Annotated in this window: 16 protein-coding genes; 12 read left to right on the top strand and 4 right to left on the bottom strand. The window is 64.5% G+C overall.

The genetic code is table 11. From position 1 onward, the window contains the following. Positions 1 to 2 precede the first annotated feature (2 nt). From AC5P78_RS08100 to rpmH, 4 genes are all read right to left on the bottom strand, one after another. A complete protein-coding gene (locus tag AC5P78_RS08100) occupies positions 3 to 2,675 on the bottom strand; it encodes a polysaccharide deacetylase family protein (protein ID WP_049418150.1) in 2,673 nt (890 codons plus the stop codon). A gap of 163 nt (positions 2,676 to 2,838) precedes the next feature. Beyond that, positions 2,839 to 4,554 carry a membrane protein insertase YidC gene (gene yidC / locus AC5P78_RS08095; protein ID WP_012481686.1) on the bottom strand — a complete coding sequence of 572 codons (1,716 nt, stop codon included), beginning with the start codon at positions 4,552 to 4,554 and terminating at the stop codon, positions 2,839 to 2,841. Beyond that, complete coding sequence (gene rnpA / locus AC5P78_RS08090) at positions 4,554 to 5,048, bottom strand: ribonuclease P protein component (RefSeq protein WP_012481687.1); 495 nt, start codon at positions 5,046 to 5,048, stop codon at positions 4,554 to 4,556. Before rnpA ends, yidC begins: the two co-directional genes overlap by 1 nt. 5 nt (positions 5,049 to 5,053) lie before the next feature. After that, positions 5,054 to 5,194, bottom strand: a complete 141-nt coding sequence (rpmH, locus tag AC5P78_RS08085) for a 50S ribosomal protein L34 (RefSeq protein WP_005411729.1) — start codon at positions 5,192 to 5,194, stop codon at positions 5,054 to 5,056. Positions 5,195 to 5,449: 255 nt separating this feature from the next. Between rpmH and dnaA the strand changes: the two genes are divergently transcribed. The 12 genes from dnaA (at position 5,450) to cls (ending at position 20,066) form a co-directional block, all read left to right on the top strand. Then, the gene (dnaA, locus tag AC5P78_RS08080; protein ID WP_005411730.1) at positions 5,450 to 6,781 is read left to right on the top strand and encodes a chromosomal replication initiator protein DnaA; all 1,332 of its coding nucleotides are present in this window, start codon (positions 5,450 to 5,452) and stop codon (positions 6,779 to 6,781) included. Positions 6,782 to 7,056: 275 nt separating this feature from the next. Beyond that, entirely contained in the window at positions 7,057 to 8,157 is a 1,101-nt protein-coding gene (dnaN, locus tag AC5P78_RS08075) for a DNA polymerase III subunit beta (protein WP_005411731.1), read from the top strand. A gap of 995 nt (positions 8,158 to 9,152) precedes the next feature. Next, positions 9,153 to 10,247 carry a DNA replication/repair protein RecF gene (recF, locus tag AC5P78_RS08070; protein ID WP_043035313.1) on the top strand — a complete coding sequence of 365 codons (1,095 nt, stop codon included), beginning with the start codon at positions 9,153 to 9,155 and terminating at the stop codon, positions 10,245 to 10,247. Between the two features lie 112 nt (positions 10,248 to 10,359). Beyond that, a complete protein-coding gene (gene gyrB, locus AC5P78_RS08065) occupies positions 10,360 to 12,819 on the top strand; it encodes a DNA topoisomerase (ATP-hydrolyzing) subunit B (protein WP_005411733.1) in 2,460 nt (819 codons plus the stop codon). Between the two features lie 67 nt (positions 12,820 to 12,886). Next, the gene (locus tag AC5P78_RS08060; RefSeq protein ID WP_012478629.1) at positions 12,887 to 13,732 is read left to right on the top strand and encodes a CPBP family intramembrane glutamic endopeptidase; all 846 of its coding nucleotides are present in this window, start codon (positions 12,887 to 12,889) and stop codon (positions 13,730 to 13,732) included. Positions 13,733 to 13,803: 71 nt separating this feature from the next. Next, positions 13,804 to 14,610: a M48 family metallopeptidase gene (locus AC5P78_RS08055; protein WP_005411735.1), complete on the top strand. Its 807-nt coding sequence runs from the start codon at positions 13,804 to 13,806 to the stop codon at positions 14,608 to 14,610. Positions 14,611 to 14,742: 132 nt separating this feature from the next. Further along, positions 14,743 to 15,930 carry a tetratricopeptide repeat protein gene (locus AC5P78_RS08050; RefSeq protein WP_005411736.1) on the top strand — a complete coding sequence of 396 codons (1,188 nt, stop codon included), beginning with the start codon at positions 14,743 to 14,745 and terminating at the stop codon, positions 15,928 to 15,930. Positions 15,931 to 16,073: 143 nt separating this feature from the next. Continuing rightward, positions 16,074 to 16,742: an energy transducer TonB gene (locus tag AC5P78_RS08045; RefSeq protein WP_005411737.1), complete on the top strand. Its 669-nt coding sequence runs from the start codon at positions 16,074 to 16,076 to the stop codon at positions 16,740 to 16,742. A gap of 94 nt (positions 16,743 to 16,836) precedes the next feature. Next, complete coding sequence (gene exbB, locus AC5P78_RS08040; protein ID WP_005411738.1) at positions 16,837 to 17,598, top strand: TonB-system energizer ExbB; 762 nt, start codon at positions 16,837 to 16,839, stop codon at positions 17,596 to 17,598. A gap of 62 nt (positions 17,599 to 17,660) precedes the next feature. After that, positions 17,661 to 18,086 carry an ExbD/TolR family protein gene (locus tag AC5P78_RS08035; protein ID WP_005411739.1) on the top strand — a complete coding sequence of 142 codons (426 nt, stop codon included), beginning with the start codon at positions 17,661 to 17,663 and terminating at the stop codon, positions 18,084 to 18,086. Between the two features lie 3 nt (positions 18,087 to 18,089). After that, positions 18,090 to 18,503 (top strand): ExbD/TolR family protein, encoded by a 414-nt coding sequence (locus AC5P78_RS08030; protein WP_005411740.1) that lies wholly within the window; start codon positions 18,090 to 18,092, stop codon positions 18,501 to 18,503. Between the two features lie 102 nt (positions 18,504 to 18,605). Continuing rightward, entirely contained in the window at positions 18,606 to 20,066 is a 1,461-nt protein-coding gene (cls, locus tag AC5P78_RS08025) for a cardiolipin synthase (protein WP_012478630.1), read from the top strand. The last annotated feature ends 2 nt before the right edge of the window (positions 20,067 to 20,068 follow it).

Genomic DNA, 20,068 nt, shown 5'->3' with positions numbered 1-20,068 from the left:
GCTCAGAGCTTCTCCAGCTGTGCGCGCGCCTGTGCAGCGCCACTGCCCTGCGGCTGCAAGGCCAGGTAGGTGGTGTAGGCCTGCTTGGCCTTGGCCTTGTCGCCGGCGTTGAAGTAGGCATCACCCAGGTTGAGATAGGCCACTGCACGCGAGGGGTCGATCTTCAGCGTGTTCTCCAGCCAGCGCGCCGCTTCGGCATAGCGCTGCTGGCGGTAGTAGACGAAGCCGAGGTTGTTGGCGGCCTGGGCGAAGTCCGGACGCAGCTTCAGTGCCTCGGTGAACTGCGCCACCGCCTCGTCGTACTGCTTCTCGCGGTACAGCTGCAGGCCGCGGTCATTGGCCTGCTGCGCGCGCTGGCGATCCGACGCCGGGCCCGCAGTGGGCACCACCAGCTTGGCCTTGCCGCCCTGCAGGTCAGCCACCGTCACCGGCGCCTGGCTGCCCTTGGCTTCGCTGGCGGCTTCAACCTTGTTGTTCAGTGCGATCGCATCGGCGGTCAACTGGCGCGTATCGGCATTGAGGAACTCCTGGCTGTCCGGCACCTGGAACACGAACTCGCCGCCCTGCGAACCGGGCAGGCTGCCGAAGGCCGGGGTCTGGTGTGAAACGGCTGAGACGGCCGGCGCAACGTAGGCGGCCAGTTCGGTACCGGTGATCAGCCCATCGCCGTTGAGGTCGCCCTTGCCGGCCAATGCCTGCAGCAGCACCCAGGTGAACACCGAGTGGCCGTTCGGACCGGCGTCGGCCACCTGCTGGTCGGCACCGCCGGCGGTCAGCATCTGCCGCGCGCTGCGCCGCGCGTTCTCGCGCAGGAACGACGACGACGATGGACCGCCACGGGTCAGGCCCAGGCCGCTGTAGCAGGCATCCATCACGAACATCACGTGCTTGGCCTGCATGCTCTCGGCGATGTTCTGGATGTCGGTCATCGCGATGGCGTCGGTAGCGAATTCCTTCGGGTCCGAATCGACCGGGATGATGTAGCCGAGGTCGCGCCCGGAGGCGAGCTGGCGGGTCGCGCCATGGCCGGCGAAGAACACGAACACGCGATCGTTCTTGCCAGTGCGGTCATCGGCCAGGCGGTCGTGGAAGGCAGCCAGGATGTTGTTGCGCGTGGCCTGCTCGTTCTTCAGCACGATCACCTGCGAGGACGGGAAGCCGAACTGCCCGGTCAGGGTATCGGCCACCGCCTGCGCATCGTGGCTGGCGTACTCCAGCTTCGGCCACTTGGCGTAGTTGTCGATGCCGACCACGATCGCCCAGGACTTCTCGTAGCCGGTGGTGACGGTGGCATCGTTGGTCGCGCCCTTGCGCGCACGGGCGACCGTGAAGTCGCGGCCGTTCCAGCCAGCGAACTGGTAGCCATCGGCGATCAGCCGGTCGAGGATCTGCGGCAGCGCCTTCACCGCACGATCGTGAATGTCGTGGAACAGGATGATGCCGCGCTGTTCCTTGTTCACCTGGTCGAGCACGCGCTGCACGATCGATTCCGGCACCGGGTCGGCCCAGTCCATCGAGTCGATGTTCCACATGATCGACTTCAGCCCGGCTTCGTTGAGCAGCTGCAGGCCTTCGGCATTGCGTGCGCCATAGGGGAAGCGGAACAGCGGCGCGCGCTTGCTGTCGACATCCTTCAGCAGCGTGTCGGTGTCCAGCACCTGCTGGCGCAGCGCGTCACCGGTGGTGCGCGACAGCTGGGCGTGGGTCAGGCTGTGATTGCCGACCGCATAGCCCTCTTCCATCAGGTTGCGGCTGATCTTCGCCATCGGGCCGAGGCTGACCTTGCCGTCGGCCTCGACCTTGCCGAGGTTGCGGCCCACTTCGAAGAACACGCCCGGCACATCGTAGCGCTTGAGGATGGCCACCACTTCATCGGTGTAGGCCTTGTGCGGGCCATCGTCGAAGGTGAGCACAACGGTCTTGGCCGGCAGGTCGCGGCCGAAGATCTCGCGGTCGCTGTCCTTCATCGACATCGGGTACGGCTCGATCACGCCATAGTCGCGCAGGATCGCTTCGCGGCTGTAGTCCTTGTGCAGGTGGGCGATGTAGTCGTCCCACTTCTCACGCTTCAGTTCGATGGCGCGGGTGCGCTCGAAGCGGCTGAAGATGCGGGTCAGTTCCTGGTTGTAGTTGCGCTCGATCTCATCAAGCGCCTCCAGGTCCTCACCGATGCGCTGGTGCAGCTTCACCGCCGGCAGCGACGAATCGGTGCCGACCCGTTCATGCAGGTCACGCAGCACTTCGCGGAAGGCCAGGCGGTCGGCGTCGAACAGTTCCGGCGCCGACTCGATGTAGTCCAGCACGGTGCCGAGGGTGGCGAAGCGCTGCGGACTGGAGCCGCGCAGCAGCGTGTCGAACTGCGCGGCGATGGCCGTGCGCTGTTCCAGGCCATCGTGGAACAGCTGCTGGCCCACGCGCGTGGAGGTACCGCGGTCGGCAGCCGACTGCTGTTCCTCGTCGGCCAGCAGCACGATGATGCGGCGGTAGCCGTCGAGCTGCTTCTGCAGCGCGGCCAGCAACGGTGCAGCGGCAGGATCGGCGGCGGCCGCGGCCTGCGCGCTGGGCTGGGTGACCGTGGTCGCCGGCGCCTTCGCGTCCTTGTCGCCACAGCCGGCAACGACCAGGGTCAACAACAGCGACGGCAGGAACAGGCGGAACGACGACGCACGCTGCATGGTGGACTCGAAGGTGGGAGGAACGGTGTGCCGGCGATTCTAACGCCGCATGCGAAAAGCCCGCCTTGCGGCGGGCTTCTCATCGACCGGGGCGGTAGTAGAGTCGAGTGTTGGTCGACTGCTCTACTGCCAGTCGACCAACAGTCGACTCTACAGGTCGGGATTACTTCTTTTTGACCGGGGCCGGCGCGGTGGTGGCCGGGACCGGCTCGCCGCCATGGCGCTTGGTCATCCACCACTGCTGCAGCAGGCCCAGGCCGCCGTTGACCACCCAGTACAGGACCAGGCCGGACGGCATGAAGGCCATCATGACGCCGAACACCAGCGGCATGAACTGCATCATCTTCTGCTGCATCGGGTCCATGCCCGGTGCCGGGGTCAGCTTCTGGGTGAACCACATCACTGCCACGTTGATGACCGGCAGGATGAAGTACGGGTCGCGTGCGGTCAGGTCCTGGATCCAGCCGAACCAGGGCGCCTGGCGCAGTTCGACCGATTCCACCAGCACCCAGTACAGGGCGAAGAAGATCGGCATCTGGATGAGGATCGGCAGGCAGCCCCCCATCGGATTGATCTTTTCCTTCTTGTACAGCTCCATCATCGCGGTCTGGAACTTCTGGCGGTCATCGCCATAGCGTTCCTTCAGCTGCGCGATGCGCGGCTGGAAACGACGCATCTTGGCGCCGCTCTTGTACTGGGTTGCCGACAGTGGGTACAGCACCAGCTTCAGCAGCACCACCAGGCCGACGATCGCCCAGCCCCAGTTGCCGACCAGCTTGTGCACCTGGTTCAGCACCCAGAACAGGCCCTGGCCGATCACCGCCATCATCGAGAAGCGGCTGTAGTCGACCACGCGGTCCAGGCCCGGCACGTCTTCCTTGGCGATCAGGTTGACCAGCTTCGGGCCGACCCACAGGCGGGCTTCGGTGCTGGTGGACTGGCCCGGGGCCACGGTGAAGGCCGGGCCACGCGCTTCGATCAGGTCACGACCGGCCACCTGCGACAGCACGTAGTGTGCGGTCTGGTCCTTCTGCGGGATCCAGGCGGTGAAGAAGTGGTGCTGCAGCATCGCCAGCCAGCCGCCGGTGATGTTCTGGTTCAGCGTGCCGTCTTCCAGGTAGTCCTTGAACGCACGACGCTGGTACTTCTTGTCGTTGTCGTACCAGGTGGCACCGTTGAAGCTGAAGGAATCCGGGTTGGTCATGCTCCGCGACAGGATGGTCGGGGTGCGGTCCAGGGTGCGGTAGACGTAGCCGTTCCACGGCGCGGCGCCAGCGTTGCTGACTTCGTCCTTGAAGCGCACGGCGTACTCGTTGCGCGAGACGGTCAGGGTGCGCTTGATGGTCACGCCGTTGTCGGCGGTCCACACGAACGGGATCTGCAGCTCGTTCTGGCCCTTGGCCAGCACGAAGTCCTTGGTGTCACCCACCAGCTTGAAGCCGTCGGCGCCGGGGACCGGGGTGTTCCTGTCTTCGCTGGCCCAGCCACTGATCGCGCTGTACGGGTGCGCGGGGTCTTCGGTCAGCAGGCGGACCGGCGGGCTGCCTTCGTCCTTGGTCTGCGGGAACTGCAGCAGCTCGGCATCGAGCACGCGACCGCCGTCGAGCACCAGGCGCAGCACGTCGGTGGTGACGGTCACGCGCTGGCTGGCCGGGGTAGCGCTGGCCTGGGCCTGTGCGGCGGCCTGGCCGGGGGCGCCCGGCACCTGGGCGCTGGGGATGGCGCCGGGGTTCGCGCCCGGAACACTCTGTGCGGCGGCCGGGGCCGACGTGGTGGTTGGTGCCGGGGTCGGAGCAGCCTTTTCACGGCTCCACTCCATCCACAGCAGCACGGCCACCATCAGCCAGGCAAAAATGAGGAATACGCGGGTCTGGTTCATCAGCGGACAGGCTCGGCGGGGCCGGGACGCGATGCCGGCTCGGTCAAAGAAGGAGTTGCGATGCCATCAGGCGGCGGCATTGTGCCGTCCACGCCCGGCGTGGGCAATGCACGCAGGCGACGCAGCAGGCGCAGGAAGGCCTGGCGGATCTCGTCGTTGCTGGCGGAACGCGCAGCACTACGAGCCACGACGACAAAGTCGCCTGGCTGGATGTCGGTACGTGTCTGACGCAGGATGTCGCGCAGGACGCGCTTGATCCGGTTACGCCCGACGGCGTTCGGATCAACCTTGCGGGAAACCGCCAGACCCAGCCTGGCCGGCCGGTCAGCCGGCAGCCAGTGCAGGGTCATCAGCGGATCGGACACACGGCGGGCGCCGTTGAAGACCGTTGAGTATTCGGCACGCGTGCGAACCCGCGCAGAGCGAGGGAATCGCTTGCGCGGGTCTGCAGTATTCACTGTCGAAGGGATTGCGTCTGCCGCGGAGTGCGGCATGGCAATCAGGCGCTCAGGACTTTGCGGCCCTTGGCGCGGCGACGCGACAGGATCTTGCGGCCGTCAGCGGTCTTCATACGGGCACGGAAGCCGTGGTCGCGCTTACGCTTGAGGTTGCTGGGCTGGTAGGTGCGCTTCGTGGCCATTGGGGGCCTCTCGTATGAATGGGACGGAAAGAACCGGAAATTCTAGAGAGGTACCCTGCCCCAAGTCAACCCCTGGCAGCTACGCGAATTCACCGGGCTGTGCAATAGCTGTGGATGTTTTTGTGAATAAGTAGGGGACAAGCATTCCGAAGGCGGGCGCTCGGTGGTAGTCTGAGCCATCCATTTCCCCCCTTTCAGGCCTGTGTTTGGGCGCCTTGTCGCGTCCATGCCCCGGCCACCGGACGATTATTGCTGATGGATGCTTGGTCCCGTAGTCTCGAGCGCCTCGAAGCGGAGTTCCCGCCGGAAGACGTTCATACCTGGCTGAAGCCACTGCAGGCCGATCTGCGCGTGGACAGCCTGGTGCTGTATGCACCGAATGCCTTCATCGTCGACCAGGTCCGCGAGCTGTACCTGGCCCGGATCCGCGAACTGCTGGCGCACTTCGCCGGTTTCAGCGACGTTTTTCTTGAAATCGGCTCGCGCCCGCGCCCTGTGGAGGCGCAGAACGCGCCGGTTTCCACGCCGTCGGCGCATGTGTCCAGCGAACCGCAGGTGCCGTTCGCCGGCAACCTGGACAACCACTACACGTTCGCCAACTTCGTCGAAGGCCGCAGCAACCAGCTGGGCCTGGCCGCCGCCTTCCAGGCGGCGCAGAAGCCGGGCGACCGCGCGCACAACCCGCTGCTGCTGTACGGGGGCACCGGCCTGGGCAAGACCCACCTGATGTTCGCCGCCGGCAACGCCATGCGCCAGGCCAATCCGGGCGCGAAGGTGCTGTACCTGCGTTCGGAACAGTTCTTCAGCGCGATGATCCGGGCCCTGCAGGAAAAGACCATGGATCAGTTCAAGCGCCAGTTCCAGCAGGTGGACGCGCTGCTGATCGATGACATCCAGTTCTTCGCCGGCAAGGACCGCACCCAGGAAGAGTTCTTCCACACCTTCAACGCGTTGTTCGATGGCAAGCAGCAGATCATCCTGACCTGCGACCGCTATCCGCGCGAAGTCGAGGGCCTGGAAGCGCGCCTGAAGTCGCGGCTTGCCTGGGGCCTGTCGGTCGCGATCGAACCGCCGGACTTCGAGACCCGCGCCGCGATCGTGCTGGCCAAGGCACGCGAACGCGGTGCCGAGATTCCCGATGATGTTGCGTTCCTGATCGCCAAGAAGATGCGCTCCAACGTGCGCGACCTCGAAGGCGCGCTCAATACCCTGACCGCCCGCGCCAATTTCACCGGCCGCGCGATCACCACCGAATTCGCCCAGGAAACCCTGCGCGACCTGCTGCGCGCCCAGCAGCAGGCGATCAGCATTCCCAACATCCAGAAAACCGTTGCCGACTACTACGGCCTGCAGATCAAGGATCTGCTGTCGAAGCGTCGGACCCGCTCGCTGGCACGCCCGCGCCAGGTCGCCATGGCCCTGACCAAGGAACTGACCGAGCACAGCCTGCCCGAGATCGGCGATGCCTTTGCCGGTCGCGATCACACCACGGTGCTGCATGCCTGCCGCCAGATCCGGACCCTGATGGAAACCGACGGCAAGCTCCGCGAGGACTGGGACAAGCTGATCCGGAAGCTGAGCGAATGATGCACGGATGCCGATGAGGCGTCATCGCACAAAACGGTGCAGAATCCGGTAGCAAGCGCGGGACACGTTGTGGATAAAAATGGCGTTTGAAATCGCGTCGGTTTTATCCACAGCTTTCCCCACCCCCTGGGGGTCGGTAATACAGAGGGTTTCGATGCCAGAAATCCTTTTATTTACAAAGACTTAGCGTTGTTTTCCAGCGATTCTGTCTCTACCAGCACCACCAAGCTTTTGATTTATTCCACATTTTTTAAAGCATAGGGGCACGGAACCACATGCGTTTCACACTGCAGCGCGAAGCCTTTCTCAAGCCGTTGGCACAGGTCGTCAACGTGGTCGAACGCCGCCAGACCCTTCCGGTTCTGGCCAATTTCCTGGTCCAGGTGCAGAACGGCCAGCTGTCGCTGACCGGTACCGACCTGGAAGTGGAAATGGTGTCGCGGATCGCGGTTGAAGATGCCCAGGACGGCGAAACCACCATTCCCGCCCGCAAGCTGTTCGAGATCATCCGCGCCCTGCCCGACGGCAGCCGGATTACCGTCTCGCAGACCGGTGACAAGATCACCGTGCAGGCCGGCCGTAGCCGCTTCACCCTGGCTACCCTGCCCTCCAACGACTTCCCGTCGGTGGACGAAGTGGAAGCTACCGAGCGTGTGGCGATCGGCGAAGCAACCCTGAAGGAACTGATCGAGCGCACTGCGTTCGCGATGGCCCAGCAGGACGTGCGCTACTACCTCAACGGCCTGCTGTTCGACCTGCGCGGCGATGCGCTGCGCACGGTCGCCACCGACGGCCATCGCCTGGCCCTGTGCGAAACCGATCTGGCCAAGCCCAGCGGTTCCAAGCGCCAGATCATCGTGCCGCGCAAGGGCGTGACCGAGCTGCAGCGCCTGCTGGAGAGCGGCGATCGCGAGATCGAACTGGAAGTCGGCCGCAGCCACGTGCGCGTCAAGCGCGACGATGTCACCTTCACCTCGAAGCTGATCGACGGTCGTTTCCCGGATTACGAAGCGGTGATTCCGATCGGTGCCGACCGCGAAGTGAAGGTTGATCGTGAAGCACTGCGTGCCTCGCTGCAGCGCGCCGCGATCCTGTCCAACGAGAAGTACCGCGGCATCCGCGTGGAAGTCTCGCCGGGCAACCTGAAGATCAGCGCGCACAATCCGGAACAGGAAGAAGCCCAGGAAGAGATCGAAGCCGACACCACGGTCAGTGATCTGGCCATTGGCTTCAACGTGAACTACCTGCTGGACGCCCTCTCCGCGCTGCGGGATGAGGAGGTCATCATCCAGCTGCGCGATTCCAACTCTTCTGCGCTGGTGCGTGAATCCAGCAGCGAGAAGTCGCGCCACGTGGTGATGCCGCTGCGTCTCTGACAGCAGCCTGTTCCACGTGGAACCGAAGGACGCCCGGGATCTCCCCGGGCGTTTTTTTTTTCAGGTTCCACGTGGAGCATCGGAGTTCGCGGAATCTCCAGGTCTGGACGAATGTCTTGCTCGAGATTGCTGCTTGCCGATTGTTCTTGGTTGGCCCTCCGATGCAATCGGCCCTGCGCGGTAGGAATCCAGGTTGCTGACCTGGGCGCTGCCCAGCCAACTTCGATCGAGTACGCAGTTCCGGGTCTTCAGCCTGATTGCAGGTGACCCAATCTGGTCGGATGGATGAAGCGGATCGCATCCGCTATCGCAGTGGTTGCTTCATCTGCAGACGTCACTGTCCACAGGCGTGGTTGGGGCCGGATCAGAGCTGGCCTAGCTTCTAAATCTGGGTATAAATCTAAAGCATGGTGGTGATGGTAGGCCCAGATTTCGTGGAAAAATGCATTATCCAATTGATTTTTAAGAGATTTATGCAGCTGAAACCCCCTGTATAGAGGCCCCTCAGGCTGGGGGGGAACCTGTGGATAGTTTCGCAGGTCGGGCAAAAGGGCTTTTTTATCCACAGTTTGCCCATACCTTGTGTATAAGTCATACAGACCCGCTGTGGACAGCGTGAAACGAATGGGCTGAATTCTTTGAAATCTGTGGAACCCTCCACGGCATCGCATCGTAGATTTCAAGAAATCCGCGCGCTGTTCGCGCAACCCGCCGTCGGGGGCACCTGGCGATGCTCGCGGAATGAGGCTGAAATCGATGAAATCTGAAGGCCTGTACCCTGCGCCGCCGCTCAGAATTCAAGGATTCCCGGGCATATCCAGACCCAGGCGAGCCCAGGTGAGGGAGCGCCACCACGTGGAACACGCGTAGGGTTGCCAGGCGGAGGCTTCAGCACAGTGGCGATGTCTGGCGCGCCACGGCTGGCTTGACCGATGCAGTAAGCTGATGGATTCCCTGCCCCACTACCGCCTCGTGCGGATGGTCCTTCGCGCCCCATGCTTATCCGCCGCCTCGCCCTGCACCAACTGCGTCGCTTCAGTGCGGTGGACCTGTCGCCCCAGCCTGGATTGAACCTGCTGACCGGCGACAACGGTGCCGGCAAGACCAGCGTGCTCGAAGCCCTGCACCTGATGGCCTACGGGCGCAGCTTCCGTGGCCGGGTCCGCGACGGATTGGTGCGCCAGGGCCAGGAAGCGTTGGAGATCTTCGTGGAATGGGACGAACAGCGTGCCGATCACCCGCCGCACCGCCGAAAGGCCGGGCTGCGCCACAGTGGCCAGGACTGGAAGGGGCGATTGGACGGCGAGGATGTCGCGCAGCTGGGCAATCTCTGCGCAGCGCTGGCCGTGGTGACGTTCGAGCCGGGGAGCCATGCACTGGTCAGTGGGGGGGGCGAACCCCGCCGGCGTTTCCTCGATTGGGGCTTGTTCCACGTGGAACCGGGTTTTCTCTCCCTGTGGCGCCGCTATTCCCGGGCGCTGAAGCAGCGCAATGCTCTGCTCAAGCAGGGCGGGCCGTCGCGGATGCTCGATACCTGGGATCACGAGCTGGCCGAGGCCGGGGAACCGCTGACCAGCCGCCGTCAGCACTACCTGGAGCGTCTGCAGCAGCGCACGGTGGCCTTGGCCGCCAGCCTGGCTCCGCAACTCGGCATCCAGGGGCTGGAACTGAGCCCCGGTTGGCGGCGGCATGAGCTTCCCTTGGCCGATGCCCTGCTTCTGGCCCGGGAACGCGACCGGCAGGCCGGCTATACCTCGGTCGGCCCACACCGGGCAGACTGGAGTGTGGATTTCCACAGCATTCCGGGCCGTGATGCGTTGTCCCGTGGCCAGGCCAAGCTGACGGCATTGGCCTGCCTGCTGGCGCAGGCCGAGGACTATGCAGAACAGCGCGGCGAATGGCCTGTGATCGCGCTGGACGATCTGGCCTCGGAGCTGGATCGCACCCATCAGGCGCGGGTGCTGGAGCGCCTGCTCAATGGGCCGGCACAGATCTTCATCACCGCTACCGAAACCCCGGCGGCGCTGCTGGACCTGACCCACATCGCCCGGTTCCACGTGGAACATGCACAAATCGTGGCTGTGCCATAGTGGGCACACCAGGGCCGCTCGACCCCGGCTGGTATAATTCGGGTTGGAATCCTTTCATTCTCGGCACATCGCTCCAAGCGGTGGCCGACCTGCGGAGCCTACGGCAAGCGCAATGAGCGACGAACAGAACACCCCGGCAAACAACGGCAATTACGACGCCAACAGCATTACCGCCCTGGAAGGCCTGGAGGCTGTCCGCAAGCGTCCCGGCATGTACATCGGTGACGTGCATGACGGCACCGGTCTGCACCACATGGTGTTCGAGGTCGTCGACAACTCGATCGACGAAGCGCTGGCCGGCCACGCCGACCACGTTGCGGTGACGATCCACGCCGACGGTTCGGTCTCGGTGTCCGACAACGGCCGTGGTATCCCGACTGGCAAGCACGAGCAGATGAGTGCCAAGCTCGGTCGCGAAGTGTCTGCAGCCGAAGTCGTCATGACCGTCCTGCACGCAGGCGGCAAGTTCGACGACAACAGCTACAAGGTTTCGGGCGGCCTGCACGGCGTCGGCGTCAGCGTGGTCAACGCGCTGTCGCAGAAGCTGCTGGTGGACGTGTTCCAGAACGGCTTCCACTACCAGCAGGAATTCAGCAACGGCGCCGCAGTGACCGCGCTGGCCAAGCTGGAAACCACCACCAAGCGCGGCACTACCGTGCGCTTCTGGCCGTCCACCGTCGCCTTCCACGACAACGTGGAGTTCCACTACGACATCCTGGCCCGCCGCCTGCGCGAACTGTCGTTCCTGAACTCCGGCGTCAAGATCGTCCTTGCCGACGAGCGTGGCGACGGCCGTCGCGATGACTTCCACTACGAGGGTGGCATCCGCAGCTTCGTGGAGCATCTGGCCCAGCTGAAGACGCCGCTGCACCCGAACGTCATTTCAGTCACCGGCGAGCACAACGGCATCGTCGTGGATGTGGCGCTGCAGTGGACCGACTCCTATCAGGAGACGATGTACTGCTTCACCAACAACATTCCGCAGAAGGACGGCGGTACCCACCTGGCCGGTTTCCGCGGTGCGCTGACCCGTGTGCTCAACAACTACATCGAGCAGAACGGCATCGCCAAGCAGGCCAAGATCAACCTGACCGGCGACGACATGCGAGAAGGCATGATCGCGGTGCTGTCGGTGAAGGTGCCGGACCCGAGCTTCTCCAGCCAGACCAAGGAAAAGCTGGTCAGCTCCGACGTGCGTCCGGCGGTGGAAAACGCCTTCGGTGCGCGCCTGGAAGAGTTCCTGCAGGAGAACCCGAACGAAGCCAAGGCGATCGCCGGCAAGATCGTCGACGCCGCGCGCGCACGTGAAGCGGCGCGAAAGGCCCGCGACCTGACCCGCCGCAAGGGCGCGCTGGATATCGCCGGCCTGCCGGGCAAGCTGGCCGACTGCCAGGAAAAGGATCCGGCGCTGTCCGAACTGTTCATCGTCGAGGGTGACTCGGCAGGTGGCTCGGCCAAGCAGGGCCGCAACCGCAAGAACCAGGCGGTGCTGCCGCTGCGCGGCAAGATCCTCAACGTGGAACGCGCGCGCTTCGACCGCATGCTGTCCTCCGACCAGGTCGGCACGCTGATCACGGCGCTGGGCACCGGCATCGGCCGAGACGAGTACAACCCGGACAAGCTGCGTTACCACAAGATCATCATCATGACCGACGCCGACGTCGACGGCGCCCACATCCGCACCCTGCTGCTGACGTTCTTCTACCGTCAGATGCCGGAGCTGATCGAGCGCGGTTACGTCTACATCGGCCTGCCGCCGTTGTACAAGATCAAGCAGGGCAAGCAGGAGCTGTACCTGAAGGACGACCCGGCGCTGGACAGCTACCTGGCCAGCAGCGCGGTGGAAAACGCTGCGCTGGTGCCGGCCACCGGCGAGCCTGGCATCGAAGGCCTTGCGCTGGAAAAGCTGCTGCTGGCCTACGCAGCCGCGCTGGATTCGATCGAGCGCAACGCACATCGCTACGACCGCAACCTGCTTGAAGCGCTGGTCGATTTCGTGCCGATGGACCTGGAAAGCCTGCGCGCTGCCGGCGAAGGCGAGGGCTTGGATGCACTGGCCAAGCGCCTCAACCAGGGCAGCCTGGGCAGCCCGCGTTTCACGCTGGAACTGCAGGAAGCCAACGACGAGCGCCCGGCCGCTGTGCTGGTGACCCGTCGCCACATGGGCGAACAGCACATCCAGGTGCTGCCGATGTCGGCCTTCGAAAGCGGCGAACTGCGCGCAATCCACCAGGCATCGAAGCTGCTGCACGGTCTGGTCCGCGAAGGCGCGACCATTTCCCGCGGTGCCAAGTCGATCGAAGTCGACAGCTTTGCCAAGGCACAGAACTGGCTGCTCGAGGAGGCCAAGCGCGGCCGCCAGATCCAGCGATTCAAGGGTCTGGGTGAAATGAATCCGGAGCAGCTGTGGGACACCACGGTGAACCCGGAAACCCGCCGACTGCTGCAGGTGCGTATCGAGGACGCTGTCGCAGCCGACCAGATCTTCAGCACCCTGATGGGCGATGTCGTCGAACCGCGTCGCGATTTCATCGAAGACAACGCGCTGAAGGTCGCAAACCTGGATATCTGACACAATCGGGACACGGCCGGCGCGCGGGGAGGCGCGCCGGCCTTCGACTCTTGAACACAGGTACCTGATGTCAGCATCCGCCCCGGTCTCTGCTCCGCCCCCGGTTCCGCCGGCTTCTGCCGCGCCGCGTGCCGTTTCGCCGTTGGCGGGGTTCTTCATCGACCTGGGCATCGCCGCTGTCACCCTGTTCGGCCTGAGCCTGGTCAGCGGCCTGCTGTGGGGCCTGTACCGTGGCGTGGTGGTTGGTTACGCGAACGCGCAGGCTGGCGCTGGCGCACCCGACGCCAGTTCGGTCGCGGCGTCACTGGGCCAGCCCGGCGCGCTTGCGCAGATTCTCATGGCACTGTTCGCCACCGGTGGCGCCGCGTTGCTGCTGTACTTCTGGCGACGGCCGGCCAACGCCGCCGAGCGCCACGCCTCGCGCCAGGCGCTGCGCCGCCCCTCCACCTGGGGCTGGACCCTGCTGGTGGCGACCCTGATCGTGCTCGGCAGCAACGGCATCGCCTTCCTGGCCAAGCAGGTCGGCGTCGAGCCGGTCCCCACCAATCTGGCGCTGATGCAGAGCGCGATCGCACGTTTCCCGCTGTTCCTGGTGCTGTTCGCGGTGGTCCTGGCGCCGGCCTACGAGGAACTGCTGTTCCGCCGCGTGCTGTTTGGCCGCCTGTGGCAGGCCGGGCGACCAGGGTTGGGCGTGGTACTGAGCAGCCTCGCGTTTGCCCTGATCCATGAGATCCCTGGCACCAGTGCCAATGGCCCGGCCGAAATCGCACAGCTGTGGCTGGTCTATGGTGGCATGGGAGCCGCGTTCTGCTGGCTCTACCGGCGCACCGGCACGTTGTGGGCGGCGGTCACCGCCCATGCGCTGAACAATGCGGTCGCCCTTGCCGCGATGGTGTTCCTGGGGTCAACGTAACGCCGCGTCCGCTTGACGAAAGATTAAGCCGCTACGCTACACACTCCGCATATGAACACGGGGGAGTTTCCATGAAACAACTGCTGCTGGCCCTTGTCATCACCACCCTGGTCAGCGCCTGCGCGACCACCACCTCCCCTACCGGTCGCCGGCAGATGGTGGGCGGCGTCTCGCAGGCGCAGCTGGACCAGCTCGGCGCACAGGCGTTCGCCGAAACCAAGCAGAAGGAAAAGATCAGCACCGACGGCCGCCAGAACGGTTACGTGCAGTGCGTGGTCAACGCCCTGGTCGCGCAGCTGCCAGCTCAATACCGTGGCGTACGGTGGGAGACGGCGGTATTCGTCGACAAGGAACCCAACGCCTTCGCCCTGCCCGGCGGCAAGGTCGGCGTGAACACCGGCATCTTCACCGTGGCCAAGAACCAGGATCAGCTGGCTGCCGTGATCGGCCATGAAATCGGCCATGTCATCGCCCGCCACCACGAAGAGCGCATCACCCGCCAGATGGGCGCACAGACCGGGCTGGCCGTGCTCGGCGCGCTGGCTGGCGCAGCCTACGGCGAAGGTGCTGCCAGCACCGTCAACCAGCTCGGTGGCATGGGCGCGCAGACTGCCTTCCTGCTGCCGGGCTCGCGGACGCAGGAAAGCGAGGCTGACGTGATCGGCCAGCGGCTGATGGCGCAGGCCGGATTCAATCCGGCGCAGGCGGTCGACCTGTGGCAGAACATGATGGCCGCCAGCGGCGGTCGCAGCCCGCAATGGCTGTCCACCCACCCGGATCCGGCCAACCGGATCCAGGAACTGCGACGTGATGCCCCGGGCCTGACGCCGGTCTATCAGCAGGCGCAGGCGGCCGGGCTACGGCCAAAGTGCGGATGAGTGCGCAGTTCTATGCTGTATTGCAGCACATAAAACGATTTCTCACGCCATCTGTTTCTGATACGTTTGGCGGCTCAGATTTTTCTGACAGTCCGACTTTGCCGCTAACCGGCGGTTCGATCGAGGTGAACGATGATTTTCCGTAACCACAAAGCTGTGCTTTCCGTCCTCGTCGCGACCGCCCTGACCGGCGCCGTGGTCACCGATGCCTTCGCGCAGTCCTCGCGTTCCTCCGAGCGCGGCAACCGCGGCGGCAAGCAGGCCAAGGCCGAGGCGCTGTACCCGAACGCGACCCGCCAGGAGCCGACGGTCAAGGCTTCGGCCAAGATGGGCAGCAAGCTGCAGAAAATGATCGACAGCTACAACAAGGAAAAGTTCCCGGAAACCCGCACCCAGGCCGACGCCATCCTGGCTGACAGCGCCGCGAACGAGTACGACAAGTCGCTGGCCGCGCAGCTGGCCTCGCAGGCTGCCTACCAGACCGATGACGCCCCGGCTGCCATCGCCTACCTGAAGCAGGTCCTGCAGTTCAACGGCCTGGACAACAACGGCCACTTCCAGTCGATGCTGATGCTGGGCCAGTTGCAGCTGCAGGAAGACCAGACAGCCGAAGGCCTGGCAACCCTCGACAAGTACTTCGCCGAGAGCAAGTCGACCAAGCCGGAAGAACTGATCGCCAAGGGCCAGGCGCTGTACCAGCTGGAGCGCTACCAGGAAGCGATTCCGGTGCTGAAGCAGGCCATCGCCGGCTCCGCCGAACCGAAGGACAACTGGAACCAGCTGCTGATGGCGGCCCTGTCCGAAGCCGGCCAGTCCGGCGAAGCAGTCAAGGAAGCCGAGGCGCTGGCCGCCAAGAACCCGAACGACAAGAAGGCCCAGCTGAACCTGGCCAGCATGTACATGCAGGCCGACCAGATGGACAAGGCGGCCGCGGTGATGGACAAGCTGCGCAGCAGCGGCCAGCTCACCGAAGAGCGCGAGTACAAGCAGCTGTACTCCATCTATGCCAACACCGACAAAAAGGAAAAGGACGTCATCGCGGTCATCAACGAAGGGTTGCAGAAGGGCATCCTGAAGCCGGACTACCAGGTTTACCTGGCGCTGGCCCAGTCCTACTACTACTCCGACCAGGTGCCGCAGGCGATCGATGCGTGGCAGAAGGCTGCCCCGCTGTCCAAGGACGGTGAGACCTACCTGAACCTGGCACGCGTCCTGCATGCCGAAGGTCGCATCCCGGAGGCCAAGCAGGCCGCCCAGCAGGCGCTGGCGAAGGGTGTGAAGAACCAGGCTGATGCCAAGAAAATCATCAACCTGAAGTAAGTAGGAATAACGCCTGAATGCCTGCCCAGTTGATGCGCAGGCGCTCAGGATTGGTATAAGCTTGGAGGTTCCTGCGGTGTCATGCACCGCTGATCAGGGATTCCGCCCCCGGCATCCCGGCCCCACTATTGAGCTCTTGGCGCATGACGGAACAACTAGTCGTTCACCGGTACGAACAACCCGATGACAAGGGGCTGAGCTGGCCTCGCATCGTCGGCATCGCGTTTGTAATTGCCCTGCATCTGGCCGCCTTCATGATGCTCCTCATTCCCGCCGTGGCTCCCAAGGCCGTGGCTGAGAAGGAGCGCAACGTCATGGTGACCATCGTCGATGCGCCGCCGCCGCCGCCCCCGCCGCCGCCGCCGCCGCCGCCGACCGATACTCCGCCGCCGCCGGTGAAGAATCTGTCGCCGCCGAAGCCGTCGCCGGTCCCGCCGCCGCCGCAGGCGCCGGTCGTGGACGTGCCGGAGCCGCGCCCGAGCGATATCGTCACCCCGCCGTCGCCCCCCGCGCCGCCGGCACCTGCGACCTCGATCGAGGCCAGCGTGGACATCTCGTCGAAGGCCATGAATCCGCCGCGCTACCCGCCGGCCGCCTTCCGCGCGGGTATCCAGGGCGAAGTGATCCTGATCATTGATGTCGATGCCAACGGCAACGTCACCAATGTCACGGTGGAAAAGTCCAGCCGTAACCGCGACCTGGACCGTGCCGCGATGGAAGCGGCTCGCAAGTGGCGCTTCAACGCCGCTGAATCTGGCGGTAAGAAGGCGGCAGGTCGCGTTCGCGTCCCGGTCAACTTTGCGCTGAACTGATGCGCCCGGGTGGCCGCATGGCCACCCCCGCTCCCGGTTCGATTGTTTAGCTTAGCTACACCCTTTATCACCACACACAACAAAGGTAAGCGTCATGCTGCAGGAAATTTTCATCGCCGCTGCTGCCGGGGGCAATCCGTCCAACGCCCTGTCGCAGATGGGCTTCGAGCACCTGATCCACGAAATGACCACCAAGCCGGGTGATTTCGCGGTTTCCTGGGTCGTGCTGCTGACCCTGATCGCCATGTCGGCCATGTCCTGGTACTGGACCGTCATCAACATCTTCCGTGCGACCCGCCTGAAGAGCGCTGCTGATCGCGTCGTCAGCCTGTTCTGGGATACCCCGAACGCGCAGGACGCCATCCGTGCCATGGAAGAGCAGCCGGCTTCGGAGCCGTTCTCGAAGATCGCCCTGGACGCTGCCCAGGCTGCTGCGCACCACCAGCGCGCTGAAGGCGGCGCCACCGGCGGCGTGGGTGAGAACCTGAGCCGTTCGGAGTTCGTCGACCGCGCCCTGCGCCAGGCCGTCACCCGCGAAAGCAACAAGCTGCAGTCGGGCATGACCCTGCTGGCCACCGTCGGCGCGACCGCTCCGTTCGTCGGTCTGCTGGGTACCGTGTGGGGCATCTACGGCGCCCTGATCAAGATCGGTGCCACCGGCTCCGCTTCGATCGACGCCGTTGCCGGCCCGGTGGGTGAAGCGCTGATCATGACCGCGATCGGTCTGTTCGTCGCGATCCCGGCCGTGTTCGCCTTCAACTTCTTCAGCAAGATCAACAGCGCGACCATCAGCAAGTTCGATACCTTCGCGCACGACCTGCACGACTTCTTCGCCACCGGCTCGCGCGTCCGCTAATTGCGGCGCGCGTCACCCAGCGACGAACGTAAGTAGTCACCAAGATCTAGACGGAGCCCGTTATGGCTTTCAGTAGTGGTAACAGCGGCGGCCCCATGGCCGACATCAACGTTACGCCCCTCGTGGACGTGATGCTGGTGCTGCTGATCATCTTCATCATCACGGCGCCCCTGATGTCCCACAAGGTCAAGGTGGATCTGCCGGAAGCCAACCTGATCCAGAAGCCGGAAGACGCTGAAAAGCGTTCCGGACCGATCACCCTGGCAGTCAAGGAAGACGGCTCGATCTACTGGAACGACGAAGAAATCAACAAGCAGACTCTCGAGTCGCGCTTGGCGACCGCCGCCCAGCAGACCCCGCAGCCGCCGCTGAACCTGCGTGGTGACCGCACCACCAAGATGCGCGTCATCAACGACCTGACCAAGGTCGCGCAGGAGCAGGGCATGCTGGACGTCGGCTTCGTCGCGACCAAAGAAAAGGGGCAATAAGCCATGGCATTCAGTAGTGGTGGTGGCAAGGGCCCCATGGCAGACATCAACGTCACGCCCCTCGTGGACGTGATGCTGGTTCTGCTGATCATCTTCATCGTGACCGCGCCGATCATGACGTACCCGATCGCCGTCGACCTGCCGCAGCGCGTGCTCAACCCACCGCCGCAGCTGGTCGAACCGCCGCCGCCGATCGAACTGAAGATCGACGCCAGCAACCAGGTCTCGTGGAACAACAGCCCGATCAATACCAGCGAGCTGCAGCAGCGGATGGAGCAGGAGGTCCAGCGTGACCCGACCAACCAGCCGGAACTGCGCATCGACGCCAGCCCGGATTCCGAGTACGACGTGATGGCCAAGGTTCTGGCCGCCGCGAAGAATGCTCAGATGAAGAAGATCGGTTTTGTGCAGCAGTAATCGCTACACCGCAACACAACAGTCATGACGCGACTGCAGACGCCCCTGGAGACAGGGGCGTTTTTTTTTATGCCTGCCGGCCTGGACCGCTATGATCGGCGGATGCTCGCCCTCTTCGACTCCCTGCGTCATTGGCTCGACGGCATCGCCCACCTTGGCTCGATCCTGGCGGTGGCCTACCTGCTGTATCTGTTCGCGCTGGCGGGCTGGATCATGCTGCAGAAGCGTGAGCCGGTCGCCACGCTGAGCTGGATCCTGTCGTTGGCGCTGCTGCCCTACCTCGGCTTGTTCATCTACTACCTGCTGGGCCCGCAGAAGGTGAAGCGGCAACGGCTGCGCCGCGGACGCGCACGATCGGGCATGGAGCACTACAGCGATGTCTGCCCACCGGATGCCGACTGCACCGAGCTGGCCAAGATCGCGCAGGCCACCACGGGCCTGGCGCCGAGCAGCGCGACCGAAGTGACCTGGCTGGTGGATGGTGCCGCTACCTACGCCGCTCTGTTGGAAGCGGTGGCGCAGGCTCGCGATCACGTGCACCTGGAGTACTACATCTTCAATCCGGACCATGCCGGCACCGCCCTGCGCGACGCCCTGGTCGAGCGCGCCCGTGCCGGCGTGCAGGTGCGCCTGCTGCTGGATGCAGTGGGTTCTTCCGCCCTGCCTCGTCGCTTCCTGCAGCCCCTGATCGATGCCGGTGGCGAGGCGGTCTGGTTCCATCCGCGGCAGCTGCTGAAGCCGTTCAAGCGGCCGTGGTTGAACCTGCGTACGCACCGCAAGCTGGTGATCGTCGATGGCCGGCTGGCCTTCACCGGTGGCATCAATATCACCGACGATGAAGACGAGAGCCGCAAGCCGAACGCCTACCGCGACCTGCACATGCGCATCCGCGGCCACGTCGTGCGAAGCCTGCAGCTGGTGTTCGCCGAGGACTGGCTCTATGCCAGTGGCCAGGATCCCTCGCGCATGGACATTGCCCGTCTGTGGCCGGCCGACATGCCGCTGCGCGGCGATGGTGCGATCAACGCCCAGGTGCTGGTCTCCGGCCCGGACTCGGGCTGGGAAACGATCCACCGCCTGCACGTGGCGGCCATCCAGGAAGCACACGAGCGCGTGTGGCTGGTGACGCCCTACTTCGTGCCGGGCGAAGCGGCGCGGATGGCGCTGACTTCGGCGGCACTGGGTGGACTGGACGTGCGCCTGCTGGTGCCGAAGATGAGCGACTCCTGGTTTGTCACCCAGGCCGCGCGCTCCTATTTCGACGAACTGCTGCACGCCGGGGTGAAGATCTACGAGTACGGCCCGCGCATGCTGCATACCAAGGCTTTCATCGCCGACGACGATGTCTGCATCGTCGGCAGCGCCAACTTCGACCACCGCAGCTTCCGCCTGAACTTCGAGCTGTCGATGATGATCAGCGACCGTGACCGTGTCGCCGCTCTGGCCGGGCTGCTGCAGGGAGAGTTCGACCGCGCCACCCGCGTGCACGACCAGGCCGGCCGTTCGCTGTGGCTGCACCGCCTGCCCGAGGCTTTCGCCCGGCTGGCCTCGCCGCTGCTCTGACG

Source organism: Stenotrophomonas sp. YJH_SMC_133, from assembly GCF_059370655.1.
Note: the sequence above shows the minus strand (reverse complement) of the source record. Positions and strands in the feature narration are given on the sequence as shown.